At 42.9% G+C, this 2,648-nt stretch carries 2 protein-coding genes and 1 pseudogene; all 3 read right to left on the reverse strand.

Annotated elements, in window-relative coordinates; genetic code table 11:
• Positions 1–589 precede the first annotated feature (589 nt).
• Positions 590–802, reverse strand: coding sequence for an ATP synthase delta/epsilon chain alpha-helix domain-containing protein (locus LAY57_RS35300; RefSeq protein ID WP_338022553.1), 213 nt, complete (start codon positions 800–802; stop codon positions 590–592).
• Between the two features lie 214 nt (positions 803–1,016).
• The gene (locus LAY57_RS35305) at positions 1,017–2,039 is read right to left on the reverse strand and encodes a glycosyltransferase family 2 protein (protein ID WP_249072116.1); all 1,023 of its coding nucleotides are present in this window, start codon (positions 2,037–2,039) and stop codon (positions 1,017–1,019) included.
• A pseudogene (locus tag LAY57_RS35310) lies at positions 2,040–2,648 on the reverse strand (hormogonium polysaccharide biosynthesis glycosyltransferase HpsE); the annotation flags it as partial.

Consider the following 2,648-nt stretch of genomic DNA (forward strand, 5'->3'; position numbering starts at 1 on the left):
AACTTTAGGTAAGCGGGTGGCTCCATTATAGGTGGGAATAGCTACCGTAAAATCTATCATAACTTATAAGCCTTTGAGTGCAAATCATCCGTACTGGCAGCTACCCTACTTAGATAACCTAACGTAAGTTCCTAGTTATATAGTTGAGGCTGGTATTAGGTACGTTGTTGCGCTTTAGCGGTCTTATTACAACTGGGATAAGAGCGCGGCATCGCAACAACATACCCGGAAAGCAAGTAACTAGCAACTTGAGTTAACCTAGTTTGGCACTTACGCATTGCGATCGCGTAGCGATTCAGAAATGAGAACCAACAGTTGAACTCGCTGCTTAAGCGATCTAGTTAACTTACCTATTCTGCTAAATTCTTACCAAAGATAGATGTAATTTTTCTGATCTTTAGCAAATCTTTACTAAAACTTTAAATATAGCAACCGCTAAGGCGGTTAAGCCATTCTGAATTCCTGAAACGTTGGCGGATTCTAAACCCTTCTTCCCCTAGTCCCTAGCCCCTAGCCCCTAGCCCCTAGCTATATATCCGTACTTTCGTATAACTGTAAAGTAGGATGGGCGCTGCCCACCCTACAAATTTTAAACTTGCACCATGCCACCAGCGGCTTGAAAACGGGCGCGTGCCTTTTTCCAAGCTTGAGTTGCCTGAATTTTTTCCTGACGGTTTTCGCTGTTTTGAACTTGGTTATAGCGCTCTTGAGCTTGGCTGTAAGCGGTGCGAGCGGCTTCCAGATTGATGGTATCGCTCTTTTCGGCACCGTTAACCAAAATGGTGACGCGATCGCTTTCCACACCTTCGCGGGTGCGTTCGCCCGCGCCGCTACGCGAACGCGAACGCCCCTACGCCCCTACTTAAAATGTACTCTATTACAGCGGTAACCCCTGTATCTATCCTTGCTTTAGTCGCATCGGTGGCGCTCAATGTAATTTTGTTCATTGCCGCTAAAAAATACTATTTGGTTCTCAATAAAACCACCTTAGAGAAAGAGATACATAGCTTTTGCTTTTAAGATTTAGAACCTGTAACTGTATTGACAGTTTCGCCTTTTTGGTTCTGGGATTTGTTTGACAGCTTGGAGAACAACAACTTATTCAATTGCTGTTCTACTGGCTTCAAAATATTTTCATTCATCCAGGAAGCACGCTTTATTGGGAAAACGCGCCGAATTGACTCTCTAATAACTCGTTGGCGATGGCGATTTAGCCACTTGTAATGACCTTTGAGGCCAGGGTCATCTTCTGGCAAGTTCCATTTCTCGCGGAAGCGATTCAGACTTTGCAAATTCCAAGCGTCACTCCAACGAAGTAAAAAGAAAGGTAAATCTGACCAGGCGAATGGGGGTGGTGGTACGTAACTGATAATCGAATTTGGCTCAAAGTAAACAGTTTTGCCTCTCTCTCGTACTTCCAGACACAAATCCCATTCTTCGCCAGTACTCATGAGCTTTTCATCGAACTGACCTATCTGTTCAAATACTTCGCTACGCACTAAGAAACAATGAAATTCTATCAGTTCAGTCTCCTCCCGTCGCAATTCGGAGCGTACTTTATCGACTGGTTTTCCTAAAAAACGATGTTTTTCAATGAATCGTCGTTTACCTTTATCTTCTCGGATGTGAAGAAGTCCCCCCGCGTGGTGGATAATTTCGTTTTCAAGTTTTCCGTGGTAATAAAGTGGCCCAACTACCCATGCTCCTGTCTCTTCTGCACACTGTAAAAGTCGATCTAACCAACCTGGTGTGAAAACCACATCGTTATCGACAAATACTGCATATTTGGTATGAATTTCTGGTAAAGCCAAGTTACGCGCCTGATTTGGAACCAGGAAATTTTCGGTGCGGATTAAGCGAAATCCTTTTTCTTTAGCTTGGTTTTCAAGATAGCGCTTTGTTCGATTAGGTGAGTTGCCATCTACATAGATTAATTTAAAGGGAGTAGTTGTATTCTCGTAAAGGCTTTCCAGAGAGCGCTCGGTATAGCTGAAACGCTCTCTTGGTACTATAACTAACGTGACTTCGGGTTCTGTCATTTATACAAATCCAGTTTTGTTTTTTCCAGCATATCCGACAAAATGCGAAACTAGGGAAGTTTTAATAAAATAAAAAGGACTTGCGAAACTACTCAAGTGAAATTCCATCTCGCAAGCGGCGATGAGATCTGTTTTGACTTTCCATCGATATTTGAGTAGGTGCAATATAGCTCGACGCAGACTCCCCAGCATAATCCTAGCTATAATAATTGGTTTGTGCCATGTTTTAGCATTAATCATCCGCAGATGGCAAATGCACAAACTAGAACCGCGAATTAGAGAAATTAAGTAATCTTTCTCTAATCGCCAGCGCGGTATTTGATGATAAGTTTGCATAGTTGGGTGATACCAAATTTCCCACCCTACTTTGTGCATATACAGCAATGGCTCATAGTCATCACCTCCTAACATCTGTCCTCCCACTCTACCACTTAGTATGGGGCGTTTGGGAACAGATTCGCACCATGCTTGTTTGCGAACTACCACTGCTGCTGCGGGGGGTAAATTCAAATGATCGGGATCGTAAAGATGCGGTTTTTTACCTCGTTCTCTAATTGCTAAAAATGATTGTATTCTTTTGAAGTTTTCTGGCGGTTCGACTTCAAAATT

It is taken from the genome of Argonema antarcticum A004/B2, assembly GCF_023333585.1.
Lineage (GTDB): Bacteria > Cyanobacteriota > Cyanobacteriia > Cyanobacteriales > Aerosakkonemataceae > Argonema > Argonema antarcticum.